Source organism: Streptomyces sp. NPDC029041 (assembly GCF_040637515.1).
GTDB lineage: Bacteria > Actinomycetota > Actinomycetes > Streptomycetales > Streptomycetaceae > Streptomyces.
On the sequence record NZ_JBEZWO010000001.1, the window covers coordinates 692127 to 706835 of the forward strand.

Below are 14709 nucleotides of genomic sequence, written 5' to 3' on the forward strand. Positions count from 1 at the left end.
GCCGCTGCCGTCCGGGGCGGCGGACCGGGCCCCGGAGGTCAGCGGTGGGGGTCGCTTCCACGGTTGCGCAGCCGGTGCACGGCGGCGCCGAACGCGCCCGCGATCAGAACCCCGCCCGCCACCAGGGCGGGCACGGAGTCGGTGAAGGCGCCGCCGTCACCGGCCCGCACTCCACGCTGGACGGCTGCCGGTTCGCAGTCGGTGTGCTGCGGTTCGTGGTGGTGCGGGGGCTCGGGGCAGGGTTTGTGGGCGGGTGGGTCCGCGGGCCGGTGCGACGGCTTGTGGGGCGGGGAGTCGTGGGTCACGGTGAACGTGGCGCTCCACGGTGTGCCCTCGCCGCCGGGAGCGGCCGGGCAGGTGCCGTCGACGGTCCACGCCGAGTCCTCACCCTGGGCGTCCGGATCACCCTCGAAGCTCTCCGCCGAGGCGATCAGAGCCGTGCCGCGGTAGGCCGGGCCGGACACCTCGTCGTCGTTGCCGGAGACGAGTTGCAGCGGCACCGTGCCCTCCTCGAAGGCCTGCGAGGTGGCGTCGATGCTGTCGGGCGGCGGCCCTTCGGTCGGGTCGCAGCCGACCGAGACGGTGAGCGTGCCTCCGGGCTGGACGGCGGCGGGACTGACCTCGACGGCCGGTTCGGAGAACTCGGCCGGTGCGAAGCCCACCAGGGCTGAGCCCGCCAGGACGGAGACGGACAGGGCGTACAGGCTGCGGCGCATCGAGGGGACTCCTTCGGTGGTGTTACCCCTCTGCCATGACAGCCAGGCCTCCGTGTCGTTGCGCGCGGCGAGGCCCCATTGGCGGGACAGTGCCATTCAAACGGGTGAATACGGAGCGCCCCGGGGACCCGGGACGGTGGCGTGTGCGGCTCCGCCGCGTCGGTGTGACGAGCCATCACGGCACCGCACCCGCACGACCACGTCAACCCCTGCGGCCCTAGGCGACGTCCCGCATGACCTGCTCCCGTACCCGCCCGCAGCACCGGCTGATCAGCCGGGACACGTGCATCTGCGAGATGCCCAGCTCCTCGGCGATCCGGCTCTGCGTCATGTCGTCAAAGAACCTCATGTACAGGATCGCCCGCTCCCGCTCGGGCAGGGCGGCCAGCCGCGCCTTGACGGATTCGCGGTCGACGACCGTGTCGAGGGCGGGGTCGGTGGAGCCCAGCGCGTTGCCCAGGGAGTACCCGTCCTCGCTGCCGGGCAGCTCCGCGTCCAGGGACAGCGCCGTGAAGCTCTCCAGCGCCTCCAGGCCGGCCCGGACGTCCTCCTCGCTCATGTCGGCGTGTGCGGCGAGCTCGGCCACGGTGGGCTGCCGGCCGGCGATGCTCTGGGACAGGTCCTGGCCGGCGGCCCGCACCCGGTTGCGCAGATCCTGGACGCGGCGGGGCACGTGCAGGGTCCACATGTGGTCCCTGAAGTGCCGCTTGATCTCTCCGGTGATGGTGGGTACGGCGTAGCTCTCGAAGGCGTGGCCGCGGTCGGGGTCGTACCGGTCGACGGCCTTGACCAGGCCGAGGGCCGCGACCTGGCGCAGATCCTCGTAGTTCTCGCCGCGGCTGCGGAAGCGTCCGGCGAGGCGGTCGGCCATGGGCAGCCAGGCTTCGACGATCTCGTCGCGGAGGGCGTCGCGCTCCGGGCCGGCGGGCATCGAGGTGAGCCTGCGGAAGGCCTCTGCGGTGTCGGGGGCGTCGTCGTGGGGGTGCTTCTGCGCGCGGATTCGGGTCGGCATGATGCGTCGCAATCCCTTGGAAGTGCAGTGGGCCGGACGGTCACCGTGGAAGCGCATCCGCTGTGGGACAGGGCCTCGGGTGCGGCGCGACGCCGCTCCCACGGGCGTGCCTCCTGTCCGAAGCACTCAAGGGCGCCTGCCCCCGGCCCCCACCCGCAAACCCGGAGAGCTTTTCGGCTGTCGCGCAGTGTGACTCGCGCCGCCGGCTCCCGTCGTCGTCCGCCGCCTCCTCGCCCAGGGTGCCGGGGACCGGAAGCCGCCGGTCAGGCAGGGCTTCACGGCGCGGGTGCGGGAGTCCCCGACGAGGCGGGAGAAGAGACGACCGCCGCGGCGGCGGGCGGCGCGGCGGCCGGTTCACGCCGGTCGGCGTCGTCCTGCGGCAGCAGCAGCTCCTCGTAACGGCCCAGCACCAGCACGACTCCGAGCATGAGCACCGGTATGAGCACAGCGAGCAACGCCATGGCGTGTCCTTCCCCAGGGAGGTGTGGGGGGGGACGATCCGGGTCTCCCGCGAGGCGTGGCGCAAACCGGTGCGGACGGCGGCGATCGGGCCGACGGAATCCGTGTCGCCCTCCGGTGTTCGGGTACGCGGTGCGGGCCCCCGAACGTCTGGAGGGAGACATGCAGCGAGGCAGCGACCGGCTGAGCGTCCACCGGGACGACGAGATGAAACACGAACTGCAGGGTCTGCTCAGGTCCGGGCACCCCACGCGCAGTGAGGAGTGGCACGACCCGGAGCCGGCCGCCGAGGACGACCCCGAGGTCGCCCGCGGGCCGGTGACGCCGAGCCGTGCGCCGACGTCATTGGAGTCGGTGCGGCTGGAACTGGCGCGGATGCTGGGCCGCAAGGCGTTCCCCGCGAGCCCGCGGGAGCTGGCACGCGAGCTGCGCGGCCACCAGGCGCCCGACGCCCTCGTCGAGGCCTTGGAGGGGCTGCCGCGCCAGGAGCGCTACGGCAATGTCCAGGAGCTGGCCCAGGCCCTCGTCCGGGCCCGGGAGACGGGTCCGCAGGAGTACGCGTAGGGACCGCGGCGGGGGGCACCGCGGCCCTGCCGCGGTGCCCCCCGCCGGGCTGGGAAACGGAGGGAAGGCCCAGTGATGGCCGAGTACGTCAAGGACGTGATGACAGCGGGTGTGGTCGCCGTGCGCCCGGACGCCTCGCTCGTCGAGGCGGCGCAGCTGATGCGGACGCAGAACATCGGCGACGTGGTGGTGGCCGAGGGGCAGGACGTGATCGGCGTGCTGACCGACCGTGACATCACCGTACGGGCCGTCGCGGACGGCGCCGACCCGATGACGGTCAGCGCGCAGACCGTGTGCACCAGGAATCCGGTGACGGTGACGCCGGACGACCGGGTGGCGACCGCGGTGGAGCTGATGCGCGAGCACGCGGTACGCCGGCTGCCCGTGGTGGAGCACGGCCTGCCGGTCGGGATCGTGAGCCTCGGTGACGTCGCCGAGGCCGAGGACCCGGCGTCGGCACTCGCCGACATCAGCCGGGCCGCCCCGGACGCCCGGGGCGATGCGTGAGCCCCGACCGGCCCGGCGGAACGGTGCCACCGGCGCCACGAAGAACGAGAACCACGAGAACCGTGCAGGGAGCCGTGCGGCGCGCCGGAGCGCCGTCCGCTCCCGGAAAGGACGCTGACATCATGCGTATCGCGTTTCTGGTCGCGCCCGAGGGCGTCGAGCAGGTCGAGCTGACCGACCCGTGGCAGGCCGTGAAGGACGCCGGCCACGAGCCCGTGCTGGTGTCCACGCAGCAGGGTGAGATCCAGGCCTTCAACCACCTCGACAAGGCGGACACGTTCCCCGTGGACGAGGTCGTGGGCGACGCCGCACCGGACTCCTTCGGTGCCCTCGTGCTGCCGGGCGGTGTCGCCAACCCGGACTTCCTGCGGATGGACGACAAGGCCGTCGCCTTCGTCCGGGACTTCTTCGAGCACGGCCGCCCCGTGGCCGCGATCTGCCACGCGCCGTGGACGCTGGTCGAGGCGGACGTGGTACGCGGCCGGGTACTCACCTCCTGGCCGAGCCTGCGGACGGACATCCGCAACGCGGGCGGCACCTGGGTCGACCAGCAGGTGCAGGTCTGCGACCACGGTGCGAACAAGCTGATCACCAGCCGCAAGCCGGACGATCTGAAGGCGTTCTGCGAGACCTTCCTGGACGTCTTCGCGCAGGAGGCCGCCTGATCGCGTCCCCCGCCGACCGCGGACAGGCACAGCGCGAGGCGTCCGGTCGGACGCCCCCACCGCCGGTCCGTTCACCACCGGTCAGGGCGTCGAGGTGGACCACAACCGACGACAGGGTGGTGCACGCGCGGGGCGCGGGTGCGTACGGCTATGTCGAACCGTACGAGTCCTGCGCGGAGTTCACCCGCGCGGCTTTCCTCCCGAGGAGTTCTGGGACGCGTTGGCGGCGGTCGCGGGACATCGCCACGGGGTGAGGCCGGTGATGGGGCGCTGAGCCGCGGGCTCGGGCCGGTGGTCTCCGCCCCGGTCCGGGCGTCCGTGCCGGTGCTGTTCCCGGTCGTTCCCTCGGAGGGGCTCAGGTGCCGGGGGTCGTGGGGGTCGTCGACTCCCCGCTCCCCCGCTCCCGGGCCCCTTCGCGTGTGCGGCCCGCGGCCACCGGGCGGCTCGGGTTGCGGCGCAGGTACTCGCCCTCGAGCTGTGCCATGCGCTCGTTGTGGGCGCGCAGCGCGTCGTTCGAGCCGTAGAGCAGTGTGTCGTGGCGTGTGCGGTGGATGGTCTCCAGCTCTTTCATGAGCTGCTGGTCGTCCAGCCGGTCAGGATCCACTCCGGTCATCGTCTCGCCCCGCTCGTCGTGTTCGTCTCCGCCGTCCGGGTACCCGCCCCCGGAGCAACTGAGCACTACCCCCGAGCGGCATCCGGGAGGAACCATGGATCTCGCCTTTCTGCACCCACTGTACGAACACTCCGGGCCCTGGGCCTCCGTGTACGTCGACACCTCACGGCACACGGAGGGCACTCCCCACGAGCGGGAGCTGACCGCCCAGGCGATGGCCGGGCAGCTGGCCGAACAGGGAGCGGACGAGGCGACGTGCCAGGCCGTGCGCAGCGCGATCGAGGATCTGAAGCACTCCTCCGAGCCACACGGCCGGGCCTTCTTCGCCCGCGCCGGCGAGGTCGTCCTCGACCCGCCGCTGGTCCGTCCCCCGCGGGGCGGTGACTGGGCCGAATGGGCACCGCTGCCGCGGGTCGCGCCGCTGCTGGAGCTGGCCGGGGAGGACCCGGTGTGCGTGGTGGCGTACGTCGACCGCAAGGGCGCGGACTTCGAGCTGCGCAACGCGCTGGGCCGGGAGGACGCCGGAAGCGTCACCGGGCGGCAGTGGCCGGTGCACCGGACGAGCTCCGCGGACTGGTCCGAGCGGCACTTCCAGCTGCGGGTGGAGAACACCTGGGAGCACAACGCCGCGGAGATCGCCGACGCGCTCGCGGTGTGCCAGGAGGAGACCAAAGCCGACCTGCTGATTCTCGTCGGCGACGACCGTGAGCGGCGGTCCGTGCACGAGCGGCTGCCCAAGCGGCTGCACGACCTGGTGGTGGAGGCGCCGCACGGCACGGGCAGCCGGCTGCTCGACGAGGACGTGGAGCGGGCCCGGGCGGAGCACGTGGGGCGGCGGGCCGAGGCGGAACTGGAGCGCTTCCGCGCCTCCCGCACCCCGGATGACGAGGGCCGGGCCGGAGCCGTCGAAGGCGTGCCGGCGCTGGTCGAGGCGGCGCGGGAGCACCGCATCGACGAGCTGCTGGTCAGGGTGGACGGGCCCGACGCGCACCGCGAGGTGTGGATCGGGGAGGACCCCGACCAGCTCGCCGTGCGCCGCACGGACCTGAAGGTCCTCGGCGAGCAGCACTCGTGGCCGGCCCGCGCCGACGACGCGCTGATCCGCTCCGCGGTGGCCACGGACGCGCCCGCGCTGGCGGTTTCCCAGGAGGAGGTCCCGGTGGGGGGCCTCGGAGCGCTGCTGCGCTGGAAGTGACCGGGGTTGCTGTGCGCCCGGCCTCCGTGGCGCTGCTGCACACGTCGCGTGTGCGGGCACATCGTGGCCGGTCGCGCAGTTCCCCGCACCCCCTGAGGGGGCGCGCTCCCTAGCGCGCCCGTTCCACCCGTCGTTCGTCCCAGACCGGGTCCGGGGTCTCCCGGACCCGGCCGTCGCTGCCGAAGACCAGGAAGCGGTCGAAGGAGCGGGCGAACCAGCGGTCGTGGGTGACGGCGAGAACCGTGCCGTCGAAGGCCTCCAGGCCCTCCTGGAGCGCCTCGGCGGACTCCAGGTCCAGGTTGTCGGTCGGCTCGTCCAGCAGCAGCGCCGTCACGCCCTGGAGCTCGAGCAGCAGGATCTGGAAGCGTGCCTGCTGGCCTCCGGAGAGGCGTTCGAACGTCTGCTCCGCCTGCTGGGTGAGCTCGTAGCGGCGCAGTCGCGAGGACGCGGCGCCGCGGTCCTGTGCGTGTTCCTTCCACAGGATGTCGAGGAGCGTGCGACTCTCCAGCTCCGGGTGTGCGTGCGTCTGCGCGAAGTGGCCGGGCACGACGCGTGCGCCCAGCTTCCAGTGCCCTGTGTGCGCCACGTCGTCACCGGCCAGCAGGCGCAGGAAGTGGGACTTGCCGGAGCCGTTGGAACCGAGGACGGCGACGCGTTCGCCGTAGAAGACCTCCAGGTCGAAGGGTTTCATCAGGCCGGTGAGCTCCAGGTTCGCGCAGGTGACCGCCCGGACGCCGGTACGGCCGCCCTTGATGCGCATCCTGATGTCCTGCTCGCGCGGTGGCTCCGGCGGCGGGCCGGCCTCCTCGAACTTGCGCAGCCGGGTCTGCGCGGCGGCGTAGCGGGAGGCCATCTCATGGCTGATCGCGGCGGCCTGACGCAGTGTCAGCACGAGCTTCTTCAGCTGCGCGTGCTTCTCGTCCCAGCGCCTGCGCAGCTCCTCGAAGCGGGCGAAGCGCTCGCGCCGGGCCTCGTGGAAGGTGGCGAAACCGCCGCCGTGCACCCAGGCGTCGGCCCCGGCGGGGCCGGGTTCCAGGGAGATGATCCGCTGGGCGGCTCGGGCGAGGAGTTCTCGGTCGTGGGAGACGAACAGAACCGTCTTGCGGGTCTCCTTCAGCCGTTCCTCCAGCCACCGCTTGCCGGGGACGTCGAGGTAGTTGTCGGGCTCGTCGAGGAGCAGCACCTCGTCCGTGCCGCGCAGCAGCGCCTCCAGGACGAGCCGCTTCTGCTCGCCGCCGGAGAGGGTGCGGACCTCCCGGAACTGCGCCTTGTCGTAGGGCACCCCGAGCGCGGCCGTGGTGCACATGTCCCACAGCGTCTCGGCCTCGTAGCCGCGGACCTCCGCCCAGTCGGCGAGGGCCTGCGCGTACGCCAGCTGGGCGGCCTCGTCGTCGACGGTCATGATGGCGTGCTCGGCCTTGTCGACGGCCTTCGCCGCCTCGCGGATGCGGGGCGTGGCGACGGACACGAGCAGGTCCCGCACGGTGGTCTCGTCGCGTACGGAGCCCACGAACTGCCGCATGACGCCGAGCCCGCCGCCGACGACCACGGAGCCGCCGTGCGGCTTGAGCTCACCGGCGAGCATCCGCAGCAGGGTGGTCTTCCCGGCGCCGTTGGGCCCGACGAGGGCCACGACGGCCCCCTCCCCCACCCGGAAGGAGACATCACCCAGCAGCGCCCTTCCATCGGGCAGGTAGTACTCCAGGTGCGCGGCTTCGAGGTGTCCCATGGGCGCGATTCTGGGCGGGCCCGGGTCCGGGGGGCAAACGGGTTTCGGCGCGGGGTGCCGGTCAGACGGCTTCCAGCGGCCGGTGCGGCTCGCTCGGGAGCTCCACATCGATCGGGTCTCCGGGGCGCACCACGCCCCCCTCCCGCACCACGCTCATGATCCCCGCCTTGCGCACGATGTTCCCCGCCTCGTCGCGTCCGACGACCTGCTTGAGCAGACCGTCCTGGAAATGATCGATCTGCAGGCAGGGGTTGCGCAGCCCGGTGACCTCGAGGACCGCGCCGTCGCCGATGTGCAGCAGCGTGCCGGTCGGCAGTCCGAGCAGGTCGATGCCCCGCGTGGTGATGTTCTCGCCGAGTTGGCCGGGCGCCACGTCGAATCCGCCCTCGCCCACCTCCGCGAAGAGTTCTTCGTGCATGAGGTGGACCTGGCGCAGGTTCGGCAGGGTGGGGTCCTGTGCGACGCGTGAGCGGTGCTTGACCGTCACCCCGGCGTGCACGTCCCCTTCCACCCCGAGCCCGGTGAGCAGCGTGATGCTCTCGCGGTTCGGCTTGGTGAAGGAGTACTCCCCGTTGCTGCTGACGGCTGTCACGTGCGCGTTCATCTGTCGGTTTCCCCCCTGTGTCGCCGTTGGTGATCGTCGCGAGCCTGCCCGGTGGAAGCCGATGTGTCCAGCCCTCCTGAACTGACACACCGTCAGTCCATATGGCAGGACGCTTGGTCTCAACATGCGGCCATACCGCGTACGGTGATCTCCTGCCGACCCGACCGGAAGGGGTGGGATCCGCCATGCCGGAACCCCGGGACACCGCCGTCTACACCCACGGGCACCACGAGTCCGTCCTGCGCTCGCACACCTGGCGGACCGCCGCCAACTCCGCCGCCTATCTGGTGCCTTCGCTCAGGCCTCACATGAAGATCCTCGACATCGGCTGCGGGCCGGGCACGATCACCGCCGACCTGGCGGAGCTCGTGCCCGACGGACAGGTCACCGGCGTCGACCGGGTCCCGGAGATCCTGGAGCGGGCACGCGCCACAGCGGCCGGGCGCGGACTGACCAACATCGACTTCGCGGTCGCCGACGTGCACGCACTGGACTACCCGGACGACACGTTCTGCGTGGTCCACGCCCACCAGGTGCTCCAGCACGTGGGCGACCCGGTGCGGGCGCTGCGCGAGATGAAGCGGGTCGTCAGGCCCGGCGGGATCGTCGCCGTGCGGGACGCGGACTACGCGGCCATGGCCTGGTACCCGGCGTCCGAGGGGCTCGACGCCTGGCTGGACCTCTACCGCCGGGTCGCCCGGGCCAACGGCGGCGAGCCGGACGCCGGACGCCGGCTGAAGGCCTGGGCGCTGCGGGCCGGGTTCGCGGACATCACGGCGACGTCCGGCACGTGGACCTTCGACACGCCCGAGGAGCGGGCCTGGTGGAGCGGTCTGTGGGCGGACCGCACACTGGCCTCCGCGTACGCGGACCGGGCCCGGCTGGGCGGGCACGCCGACGACGGACAACTGCGGGCGGTGGCCGAGGCCTGGCGGGAGTGGGGCCCGCGGGAGGACGGATGGTTCAGCGTGCTGCACGGAGAAATTCTCTGCCGCAAGGAAGCCTGAAGCACCGTTTCGGGGACACCCTGAAAGCAGGAGGTTCGAATTATGGTTCCCATCCTGCTGGTGCTGCTTCTGGCCCTGGTTCTGTTCGGCGCCGGATTTGCAGTAGAGGTTCTCTGGTGGATCGCACTCGCGGTTCTCGTGCTGTGGCTGCTGGGATTCTTCGTCCGCGGCACGTCGGCAACCGGCGGCAGGGGCCGTTGGTACAGGTGGTGAATGAGCACTCGTCTCCCCGGGCCTGGGGCAGGCCCGGGGAGACGGGTGCGCGCGTCAGTCCCGCGGGAGCAGCGGCCCGAGCGGCCCGAGGTCCAGGTTGAGGTCCTCGGGCCGCAGTCCGTAGCGCTCGCGCAGTTCCGTCATCCGCTCGTCGAGCAGCATGAGCGTGAGCCCGATCCGCTCCTCCTGCTCCTCGCTCAAATCCCCCACGTCGAACCGGCGCAGCGCCTGGCGCTCCATGAGCTGGCGCAGCAGCTCCACCACCGTCAGCACGAGTTTGACCAGGTCGCGCTCGACGGTGTCGGGCTCCAGATCCATGTGGTTCGAGCGCGGCCGGGGGTTCTCCGGGGCGGTCACAGCAACTCCTCGAACGGTGAGGGCACCTGGGCGTTCACCGAGCTGATGAGCGCGTTGAGGTCGATACGGACCAGGTCGACGTCGGCGATGCGCAGGGTGATGTCCCCCGTGATCACGACGCCGCCGGCGAGCAGCCGGTCGAGCAGGTCCACGAGGGCGACCTCACGGCGTTCCACTATGGTCACGGATTCTCCCCGTTCACGTGGCCTCCCCGGCGAACGAATAGGCCGCCCAGGGGCCGGTGAGTTCGATGCGCATTCCAGGCGCCTCCCCCTTCGTGCGGTCCACCAGTTCCACGAATTCCTCGGAATGCGCACGCGGGACGAGATAGGCGGCATTCAGCACGTTCCGCCCCGTCGCCTTGGAAAGCGCGGGGTTCTGGGGGGGATGCAACCGGGAATCCTCCGCGAATGCGGAGAGCTCCTCGTGCAGCCGGTTCGAGAAAGCCTCGGCCTTCTGCCACATTTCTTCGTGGGACCTGGTCTGCATGCGCCGCTGCCGCAGGTAGTCCCGGCCCGACGCGGGTTTCTGCGCGGACGTGGCGCTCTCCTGCGGTTCGGACTCGGCGTAGACCTTGACGCCCCACTCCACGCGGCCTTCCAGCCGGTCCAGGGTGCGCCGGAAGTCCTCCTCGCGGGCCTCGATCATCATCCGCACGCCGCTGTCGTCGTGGAAGACGGTGCCGAGACGCAGCGGCAGCGGGGTGGTGACCGTGGTGAGCGCGTCGATGACGCCCTGGTGGGCGCGGGCGGTCTCGGTCAGCCAGTCCAGGTCCTCCAGATGGCGCCGGAGCGGCTCTTCGGCGAAGTCCCGCTCCGGCACGTGGCTCACCACGGCCACCAGGCCGTGGTGAGTCAGTGCTCTGGGTGGATCACCCGCGACCCCGGTCAGCTGGGCCTGGAGGGGTGTGCCGAAGGGGCGGCAGACGGCGTAGACGTACCGCAGTCCGGTCACGGTGCCTCCTTCTTCTCCGCGCGGCCGGGCTCCAGTTCCTCCAACCGGGCCAGCCTCTCGCGCAACTCGGCGTTCTCACGGGTCAGTTCGTCCCGGCGGGCCCGTGAGCTCAGGGCCGGGTCGGTCTCCCACCAGTCGATTCCCATCTCCTTCGCCTTGTCGACCGAGGCGACGATCAACCGCAGTTTGATGGTGAGGAGTTCGATGTCGAGCAGATTGATCCGGATGTCGCCCGCAATGACGATGCCCTTGTCCAGCACCCGTTCGAGGATGTCGGCGAGGTTGGCACTGCTTCCCTGACCGTAGGGCTCGGGCATCCTGCTGGGCGTCGTCATCGCCGGCTCCCCGCCTCGACTTCCTCGTCCTCGTCCTCGTACTCGTCGTCCTCGTACTCCCCTTCGGGTTCCTCCTCGTCCTCGGGCTCCTCCTCGTCCTCATCGTCGTACTCGGCCTCGGAGTCGTCCTCGTACTCGCCCTCGGGCTCCTCCTCGTCCCCTTCTTCCGGCTCCTCGGCGTCCTCGTCCTCGTACTCGCCCTCGGCGTCCTCGCCCTCACCCTCGGGGCGCTCTTCCTCGGAGCCCTCCTCGGACTCCTCCTCGGCGAGGGCGTCCTCATGGCTGGTGACGACCTCGCCGTCGCGGATCTCACCGCGCCAGCCGTCCTCCGCCTCGCCCTTGATCGTGATGAAGCGGACGAAGTTCTTGAGGTCGAGCCGGGCCCGGCGGCCCTGGGCACGCCAGATGTTGCCGGTCTTCTCGAAGAATCCGGAGGGGTAGTACTCGATGACGAGCAGGACGCGGGTGAGGTTCTCGGTGAGCCGGTGGAAGGAGACGACGCCCTTCGTGGTGCCCTTGGCCCCCTCGGAGGTCCAGGCGATGCGGTCGTCGGGGATCTGCTCGGTCGTCTTCGCCTTCCAGCTGCGGTTGGACCACCAGATCTTCGCCTGCCAGTCGGAGTGGGTGTCGTCGTCGCGGCTCGCGCTCTTGACGCCCTTGGCGAAGGTGCTGAAGTCCTGGTACTTCGTCCACTGGTCGTACGCCGTGCGCAGCGGCACGCCGACGTCGATGTGCTCGATGATGACCGTGGGCTTGTTGCCGGAACGGCCCTTGCCCTTCTTGCCCTTGCCGCCGCCGCCCAGGTTCTTGACGGCGCCGGTGACCTTGTCCTTGAGGTGCGAGCCGCCCATCTCCAGTGCGGAGCGCAGCGGCCCCTTGCCCTCGGCTATCTTGCGACCGCCGTCGAGGGCGAGTTTGGCGAAGCCGGGACTGTTGCCCTCGGCGATGTCGTTCAGCTTGCCGGTGGTCTCGCCGAGCTTGCGGCCGACACCCGTCAGCATGCGGGTGGCCTGGGCGGCGAGGTACTCCTGCAGCTCGGCCTTGAGCCGGTCGGCGGCCTCGCTGTGGGCCAGGTCGGTGAGCGGGTTCTTCGCCGCTCCGTTGGCGGCGGACTTCGCCGATCCGAGTGTCTCGCTCATCCCTCACCGCCTCCCTTCGACTGCCGGGACCGGGCGCTGCCGCCCCTGCTCCCGGAGGTCGCCTTCTTGGCGGCCGTACTCTTCTTGGCCGCCGTCCTCTTCGCCGGCGCCTTCTTCGCGGCGGCCTTCTTGGCGGGGGCCTTCTTCGCGGTCTTCTTGGCCGTCTTCTTCGCGGACGGCCGCTTGGCCGGTGCCTTCTTCGCCGCCGGCTCCGGCTCCTCGTCCTCCTCCTCGTCCTCCTGCGGTGCGGAGTCCTCGGACTCCTCTTCGTCCCTGGGCTCACCGGACTCGTCCGCCTCGTCGCCCTCGGGCTCCTCGTCCTCGTACTCGTCGTCCGCCTCGTCGTCCTTGCGGCCGCCGGGCACCGCGCCCGAGAGCTGGTCGCGCATCTGGGCGGTCCGGCCGTGCAGCCGCTCGGACAGGGCGTCGAGCTGCCGCTCGACCATGGCGCCGGAGGCCGCCTTGCCCACGCCGCGCAGGTCCTCGCGCAACTGGTCCCCGATCTCCTTGAACTGCGGGTTGTTCCGCAGCTGCTGCTGGAGAAGCTCGGCGACCATGCGCGGACTCAGATTCAGCTTCTTCCCGGCGACCAGGCCACCGACGGCGGCCGCCATCTTCAGCTTCTTGGTGCGTCCCAGGAGATATCCGGCCCCCACCGCGAGGCCCAGTCCCATTCGGTTCATTGTGTCGTCCCGTTGCCTGTTCCCGCGCTCCTGCGCGAAGCGATCTCCAGCCGGTCGAGGAGTTCGTCCTCGAGGCGGTCGAACTCCTCTTCCGTGATCTCTCCGGCCTCCAGCTGCTCCTCCAGTCGGCCCAGTTCAGCCCTGACGGTGGCGGGGTCGTAGTAGATCCGCTCCGCCTCCTGGAGTACCTGTCTGACGGCCCAGGCGCTGCCGCGTACCGGTGCGAACGGCAGCAGCAGCACCTCCGAGATCAGGCCCACGTCGTCACCCCGCTCCGGTGTCCGTGCCACTCACCGCGGTGCCCGCGGGCTCGGCCGGGCCGGGCTCGACGAAGCTGTACGGCGGCAGCGGTCCGTTGACCCGCACCTCCAGGTGCGGCATGTCCTTGCGGAGCTGCTCGACCGCGGCCAGGAAGGCGTCCGCCGACTCCCGGTTGACCAGGAACGACACGTTCGCCAGCCAGCCGGTCGACTCGGGGCCCGTGCTCACGTCGTCGGCGGCCGTCTCCAGCGCGCGCTGCACCGCGGCGCCGTCGTCGGCCTCCTTGGCCTTGACCGCCGCCGCGACCAGCTCGCCGAGCCTGATCTTGTCGTCGTAACTACCGCCGCCCGCCTGCCGGTTGGCCTCCGCGAGCCCGCGGATGTCGGGGCTCTCGGCCATCACTTGATGCAGGACGGCCTCTTCTACGTGATTGGCCTTGACGTTGTACTCGACCCGGTTGTCCAGGGCCTGCAGCCGCTCCTTGTAGTGCTCGGCGCGCTCGGCCAGCACCGCCGTGATGGCGTTGTCGTCCGGGGCGACGCTGCCGAACCGCATGGGCAGCACACAGCCGGCCGCGCCGGCCTCACTGAGCACGTTCTGGTGGGCGAGCAGGTCCTTGCGCTTGGGCCGCAGCCCCTCGGGCGCCTCGCTGACGACGGCCGCCAGGTCGCCCTCCCGCAGAATGCGCACCTCGCGGGGCGGGTCCCCGACGCCGCCCATGCCCTCGGGCAGGGCGGGGTGCGAGCTCGCCGCGATGCCGTAGACGTAGGTGCTCACTCCTGCTCCTCCTTACGGCGGGACGACGTGCTCTTGCGGGCCCGCGGACGCGACTCGGTCTCACTCTCGCTCCGGGCCTGCTTGAAGGCGTCGGAAATGGTCTCGGCGGCGCCGGACAGCGCCCCCTTGGACTTGCCGCGGGCACCGGACTCGGTGATCTCGCCGACCAGGTCGGGCAGGCCCGGGTCCTTGCGGGGCCCGGCCTCCAGGTCGAGCCGGTTGCACGCCTCGGCGAAGCGCAGATAGGTGTCCACGCTGGCGACGACGACGCGTACGTCGATCTTGAGAATCTCGATGCCGACCAGGGACACACGGACGAACGCGTCGATCACGAGCCCCCTGTCCAGGACGAGTTCGAGCACGTCGTAGAGACCGCTGCTGCCGCCTCCGCCGCCGGACTGCTGTGCCGGTACGACAGTCATGCCGGATGTTCCTCCTTGTGTATGGGTGCGGGTCCGGTCGGGCGGCCTAGCGGCCGCCGGGCCTGCGCGCGTCGGACCGACCGCGTTCGTAGCGGCGGACACGCCGGTAACCCGTGAGCTGCCCCTCTGCGTCGAGCTCCACCTGGTAGCTCGCCATCAGGCTCATCGTGTCGGGCACGCGCTCGAGTTCGAGGACCTCGACCTCCAGCGCCCACCCGTCCTCCGTCTGCTCGAAGGACGACACGGACTCGGCCTCCATGCCGGTGAGCTCCGCGAGCTGGCCGCGCGCCTGACGCAGCACTTCCATGGGCTTCGGCCGGCTGTCGGCCTTGTGGTTGTCGTTCGTCTTGCCGGAATTCTGCGAGTCCTGAGACTTCTGTGAACTCTGTGACTCTTGCGTGTTTTTTGTGTTCGACATGGCCACCTCCCCCTCCGTGTGGCCGCAAGAGTGTTCGCCAAACCTCTACAGGCGCATGCATCTGACACCCACCGGGAGA

Annotated in this window: 22 protein-coding genes and 1 pseudogene; 7 read left to right on the top strand and 16 right to left on the bottom strand. The window is 71.0% G+C overall.

Annotated elements, in window-relative coordinates; genetic code table 11:
* Nucleotides 1-38 precede the first annotated feature (38 nt).
* The 3 genes from AB0F04_RS02975 to AB0F04_RS02985 form a co-directional block, all read right to left on the bottom strand.
* Nucleotides 39-716 carry a hypothetical protein gene (locus tag AB0F04_RS02975; RefSeq protein WP_362037047.1) on the bottom strand — a complete coding sequence of 226 codons (678 nt, stop codon included), beginning with the start codon at nucleotides 714-716 and terminating at the stop codon, nucleotides 39-41.
* Between the two features lie 217 nt (nucleotides 717-933).
* On the bottom strand, nucleotides 934-1728 hold the full coding sequence (locus tag AB0F04_RS02980) for an RNA polymerase sigma factor SigF (protein ID WP_362037049.1): 795 nt from the start codon (nucleotides 1726-1728) through the stop codon (nucleotides 934-936).
* 275 nt (nucleotides 1729-2003) lie between these two features.
* Complete coding sequence (locus AB0F04_RS02985) at nucleotides 2004-2189, bottom strand: hypothetical protein (protein WP_362037051.1); 186 nt, start codon at nucleotides 2187-2189, stop codon at nucleotides 2004-2006.
* A 160-nt stretch (nucleotides 2190-2349) separates the two neighbouring features.
* Here AB0F04_RS02985 and AB0F04_RS02990 point away from each other — a divergent pair, with 160 nt between their 5' ends.
* The 4 genes and pseudogenes from AB0F04_RS02990 to AB0F04_RS03005 form a co-directional block, all read left to right on the top strand.
* Nucleotides 2350-2751: a DUF2795 domain-containing protein gene (locus AB0F04_RS02990; protein WP_362037053.1), complete on the top strand. Its 402-nt coding sequence runs from the start codon at nucleotides 2350-2352 to the stop codon at nucleotides 2749-2751.
* A 75-nt stretch (nucleotides 2752-2826) separates the two neighbouring features.
* A complete protein-coding gene (locus AB0F04_RS02995; RefSeq protein WP_352101745.1) occupies nucleotides 2827-3258 on the top strand; it encodes a CBS domain-containing protein in 432 nt (143 codons plus the stop codon).
* A 122-nt stretch (nucleotides 3259-3380) separates the two neighbouring features.
* Nucleotides 3381-3923, top strand: a complete 543-nt coding sequence (locus AB0F04_RS03000; protein WP_362037055.1) for a type 1 glutamine amidotransferase domain-containing protein — start codon at nucleotides 3381-3383, stop codon at nucleotides 3921-3923.
* Nucleotides 3923-4123, top strand: a pseudogene (locus AB0F04_RS03005) (catalase); the annotation flags it as partial. The gene AB0F04_RS03000 and the pseudogene AB0F04_RS03005, both read left to right, overlap by 1 nt.
* Before the next feature lie 155 nt (nucleotides 4124-4278).
* On the opposite strand, the gene AB0F04_RS03010 reads toward AB0F04_RS03005, so the two are convergent.
* Nucleotides 4279-4536, bottom strand: coding sequence for a DUF6158 family protein (locus AB0F04_RS03010; RefSeq protein WP_362037341.1), 258 nt, complete (start codon nucleotides 4534-4536; stop codon nucleotides 4279-4281).
* Between the two features lie 94 nt (nucleotides 4537-4630).
* Here AB0F04_RS03010 and AB0F04_RS03015 point away from each other — a divergent pair, with 94 nt between their 5' ends.
* Nucleotides 4631-5731 carry a Vms1/Ankzf1 family peptidyl-tRNA hydrolase gene (locus AB0F04_RS03015; RefSeq protein ID WP_362037057.1) on the top strand — a complete coding sequence of 367 codons (1101 nt, stop codon included), beginning with the start codon at nucleotides 4631-4633 and terminating at the stop codon, nucleotides 5729-5731.
* 109 nt (nucleotides 5732-5840) lie between these two features.
* Here the strand turns inward: AB0F04_RS03015 and AB0F04_RS03020 are convergent, their stop codons facing one another.
* Together AB0F04_RS03020 and AB0F04_RS03025 are read right to left on the bottom strand one after the other, a co-directional pair.
* Nucleotides 5841-7460 carry an ATP-binding cassette domain-containing protein gene (locus AB0F04_RS03020; protein ID WP_362037059.1) on the bottom strand — a complete coding sequence of 540 codons (1620 nt, stop codon included), beginning with the start codon at nucleotides 7458-7460 and terminating at the stop codon, nucleotides 5841-5843.
* 61 nt (nucleotides 7461-7521) lie between these two features.
* Nucleotides 7522-8064, bottom strand: coding sequence for an MOSC domain-containing protein (locus tag AB0F04_RS03025; RefSeq protein ID WP_362037061.1), 543 nt, complete (start codon nucleotides 8062-8064; stop codon nucleotides 7522-7524).
* A 185-nt stretch (nucleotides 8065-8249) separates the two neighbouring features.
* Here AB0F04_RS03025 and AB0F04_RS03030 point away from each other — a divergent pair, with 185 nt between their 5' ends.
* Together AB0F04_RS03030 and AB0F04_RS03035 are read left to right on the top strand one after the other, a co-directional pair.
* Nucleotides 8250-9071 (top strand): class I SAM-dependent methyltransferase, encoded by an 822-nt coding sequence (locus AB0F04_RS03030; RefSeq protein ID WP_362037063.1) that lies wholly within the window; start codon nucleotides 8250-8252, stop codon nucleotides 9069-9071.
* 42 nt (nucleotides 9072-9113) lie between these two features.
* The gene (locus AB0F04_RS03035; protein ID WP_362037065.1) at nucleotides 9114-9284 is read left to right on the top strand and encodes a hydrophobic protein; all 171 of its coding nucleotides are present in this window, start codon (nucleotides 9114-9116) and stop codon (nucleotides 9282-9284) included.
* A gap of 54 nt (nucleotides 9285-9338) precedes the next feature.
* On the opposite strand, the gene AB0F04_RS03040 is transcribed toward AB0F04_RS03035, so the two are convergent.
* From AB0F04_RS03040 to AB0F04_RS03085, 10 genes are read right to left on the bottom strand one after another with little or no spacing between them, the layout of a single operon-like run.
* Nucleotides 9339-9602 carry a gas vesicle protein K gene (locus AB0F04_RS03040; protein ID WP_031108664.1) on the bottom strand — a complete coding sequence of 88 codons (264 nt, stop codon included), beginning with the start codon at nucleotides 9600-9602 and terminating at the stop codon, nucleotides 9339-9341.
* A gap of 35 nt (nucleotides 9603-9637) precedes the next feature.
* The gene (locus AB0F04_RS03045; RefSeq protein WP_362037067.1) at nucleotides 9638-9826 is read right to left on the bottom strand and encodes a gas vesicle protein; all 189 of its coding nucleotides are present in this window, start codon (nucleotides 9824-9826) and stop codon (nucleotides 9638-9640) included.
* A 13-nt stretch (nucleotides 9827-9839) separates the two neighbouring features.
* Nucleotides 9840-10595, bottom strand: a complete 756-nt coding sequence (locus AB0F04_RS03050) for a GvpL/GvpF family gas vesicle protein (RefSeq protein ID WP_362037069.1) — start codon at nucleotides 10593-10595, stop codon at nucleotides 9840-9842.
* Nucleotides 10592-10930, bottom strand: a complete 339-nt coding sequence (locus tag AB0F04_RS03055; RefSeq protein ID WP_053673813.1) for a gas vesicle protein — start codon at nucleotides 10928-10930, stop codon at nucleotides 10592-10594. Before AB0F04_RS03055 ends, AB0F04_RS03050 begins: the two co-directional genes overlap by 4 nt.
* On the bottom strand, nucleotides 10927-12069 hold the full coding sequence (locus tag AB0F04_RS03060; RefSeq protein ID WP_362037070.1) for an SRPBCC family protein: 1143 nt from the start codon (nucleotides 12067-12069) through the stop codon (nucleotides 10927-10929). Before AB0F04_RS03060 ends, AB0F04_RS03055 begins: the two co-directional genes overlap by 4 nt.
* Nucleotides 12066-12752 carry a DNA primase gene (locus tag AB0F04_RS03065; RefSeq protein WP_362037072.1) on the bottom strand — a complete coding sequence of 229 codons (687 nt, stop codon included), beginning with the start codon at nucleotides 12750-12752 and terminating at the stop codon, nucleotides 12066-12068. Before AB0F04_RS03065 ends, AB0F04_RS03060 begins: the two co-directional genes overlap by 4 nt.
* A complete protein-coding gene (locus tag AB0F04_RS03070) occupies nucleotides 12749-13012 on the bottom strand; it encodes a gas vesicle protein GvpG (RefSeq protein ID WP_362037074.1) in 264 nt (87 codons plus the stop codon). Before AB0F04_RS03070 ends, AB0F04_RS03065 begins: the two co-directional genes overlap by 4 nt.
* Before the next feature lie 4 nt (nucleotides 13013-13016).
* Nucleotides 13017-13790, bottom strand: coding sequence for a GvpL/GvpF family gas vesicle protein (locus tag AB0F04_RS03075; RefSeq protein ID WP_362037075.1), 774 nt, complete (start codon nucleotides 13788-13790; stop codon nucleotides 13017-13019).
* On the bottom strand, nucleotides 13787-14212 hold the full coding sequence (locus AB0F04_RS03080; RefSeq protein WP_053673808.1) for a gas vesicle structural protein GvpA: 426 nt from the start codon (nucleotides 14210-14212) through the stop codon (nucleotides 13787-13789). Before AB0F04_RS03080 ends, AB0F04_RS03075 begins: the two co-directional genes overlap by 4 nt.
* A 46-nt stretch (nucleotides 14213-14258) precedes the next feature.
* Nucleotides 14259-14630 (bottom strand): gas vesicle protein, encoded by a 372-nt coding sequence (locus AB0F04_RS03085; protein WP_362037076.1) that lies wholly within the window; start codon nucleotides 14628-14630, stop codon nucleotides 14259-14261.
* Nucleotides 14631-14709: the final 79 nt, after the last annotated feature.